This window comes from Kitasatospora sp. NPDC091257 (assembly GCF_044757675.1).
GTDB classification, from domain to species: domain Bacteria; phylum Actinomycetota; class Actinomycetes; order Streptomycetales; family Streptomycetaceae; genus Kitasatospora; species Kitasatospora lactacystinica.
The window spans coordinates 1-1,952 of the sequence record NZ_JBIVVI010001468.1 but is presented as its reverse complement, the minus strand read 5'-3'; the positions used below and the strand labels follow the sequence as shown (position 1 = coordinate 1,952).

The window sequence follows — 1,952 nt, the reverse complement described above, 5'->3', positions numbered from 1 at the left end:
GGGAGGGAAAGGGGCGGAAGAGTCGGCCTGTACGCCGGGTTCTGTCTCCCGGGTTGCTTGCGCGGCCCGGGGAGGCGGCCATCCATCTAGGGCTGCCGTTGCCGACAGCCTCGTGCGGTCCACCCGCGGACTCGGGCGAGCAGCCTTCAATCGTCCGCGCACGGCGCCCGAAGGCGCCGATCTTGACCTTGCTCCAGGTGGGGTTTACCTAGCCGGCCGGGTCACCCCGGTCGCTGGTGGTCTCTTACACCACCGTTTCACCCTTACCCACCACGAAAAGCGGTGGGCGGTCTGTTTTCTGTGGCACTGTCCCGCGGGTCACCCCGGGTGGGCGTTACCCACCACCCTGCTCTGTGGAGCCCGGACGTTCCTCGGCGGGTCTGGGACCCGTCGCGACCGCCCGGCCGGCTCTTCCGCCGTAGTGGTCATGGTAGCCGCTCGGGCGGCGCCTCCCGTACACCGGACCGGACGGCCGGCGGCTCGGCGCCGAGGCGGGCGGCCACCCGGGCGGCCGTCGCGCTCGCCCAGGCCGTGGTGGTGACCAGGCCCAGGACGAGGACGGCGCCGCCGAGGCCGACCAGGATCCACCAGCCGGCGTGGCTGGCCCGGGCGAAGCCGGTCGCGACCGGCCCGACCACCGCCGAGGCGACGACCGTGCCGATCACCGCCACGCCCAGCGACTGGCCGATCTGACGGCTGGTCGAGGCGACCGCGGCCGCCACGCCCGCCTGGGCGCGCGGCATGCCGGACACCGCGGCGTTGGTGATCGGCGCGTTCACCATGCCGAAGCCGAAGCCGAACAGCCCGTAGGCGACCAGCAGCAGGGCGGGCGGGGAGTCGGCGGCGAGCCGGGTCAGCAGCAGCCCGCTCGCGGCGAGGCCGAGCCCGGCCGCGACCAGCGGCAGGCGCGGGCCCCGGCTCGCGACGATCCGCCCGGACAGCGGCGCGCAGACCAGCATCATCCCGGCCATCGGCAGCGTCCACAGGCCGGCCTCGACCGGGCCGTAGTGGCGGACGTCCTGGAGGTAGAGGGTGTTGAGGAAGAGGAAGCCCCCGAGCGCGGCGAAGGCGCAGACCGCGGTGACGGTGGCGCCGGTGAACGGCGCGCTGGCGAAGAACCGCGGGTCCACCAGCGGCTCGGCCACCCGGCGCTCCCAGAGCGGGAAGGCGATCAGCGCGGCCCCGGCGGTGAAGGCCAGCGCGAGGATCAGCGGGGACGTCCAGCCGTTGGCCGGCCCCTCGATGATCGCGGCGGTGCCGCAGCCGAGCAGCACGATCATCAGCAGCTGCCCGACCGGGTCCAGCCGGCGCGGCCGGGGCGCCCGGGACTCGGGCACGAAGCGGGCGGTCAGCGCGATGGCGGCGAGCGCCACCGGGACGTTGATCAGGAAGATCGACGGCCAGCCCGCGCCGTCCACCAGGAAACCGCCGAGCAGCGGGCCGAGCGCCATCGAGATGCCGACCACGCCGCCCCAGACACCGATCGCCCGGGCCCGCTCCTTCGGGTCGGTGAAGGTGTTGGTGATGATCGACATCGCCACCGGGTTGAGCATCGAGCCGCCCACCGCCTGGAGCGCCCGGAACGCCACCAGCCAGCCCAGGCTCGTCGCCTGGCTGCACAGCAGCGAGCCGAGCGCGAAGCAGACCAGCCCGGTCTGGAACACCCGGCGGCGACCGAAGCGGTCGGCCACCGAGCCGAACAGCATCAACAGCGAGGCCAGCACCAGGGTGTAGGCGTCGATGATCCACTGCAGCCCGGACGCCGGGGCGCCCAGGTCCCGCTGGATCACCGGCAGGGCGATGTTCACCACGGTGTTGTCGAGGCCGACGATGAACAGGCTCAGGCAGCAGATCGCCAGGACGAGCAGACGGCGGCGGGAGCCGGGCGCGGGCCCGGGGGCAGGCACGGGCGCGGCGGCGGCGCGGGGCTGGGGGGCGGGCACGGACCGATC

At 74.1% G+C, this 1,952-nt stretch carries 1 protein-coding gene and 1 other RNA gene; both read right to left on the bottom strand.

Annotated elements, in window-relative coordinates; genetic code table 11:
• Positions 1 to 14 precede the first annotated feature (14 nt).
• An RNA gene (rnpB, locus tag ACIQOV_RS39415) (RNase P RNA component class A) lies at positions 15 to 412 on the bottom strand.
• Between the two features lie 13 nt (positions 413 to 425).
• Positions 426 to 1,907, bottom strand: a complete 1,482-nt coding sequence (locus ACIQOV_RS39410; RefSeq protein ID WP_401055709.1) for a DHA2 family efflux MFS transporter permease subunit — start codon at positions 1,905 to 1,907, stop codon at positions 426 to 428.
• Between the last annotated feature and the right edge of the window lie 45 nt (positions 1,908 to 1,952).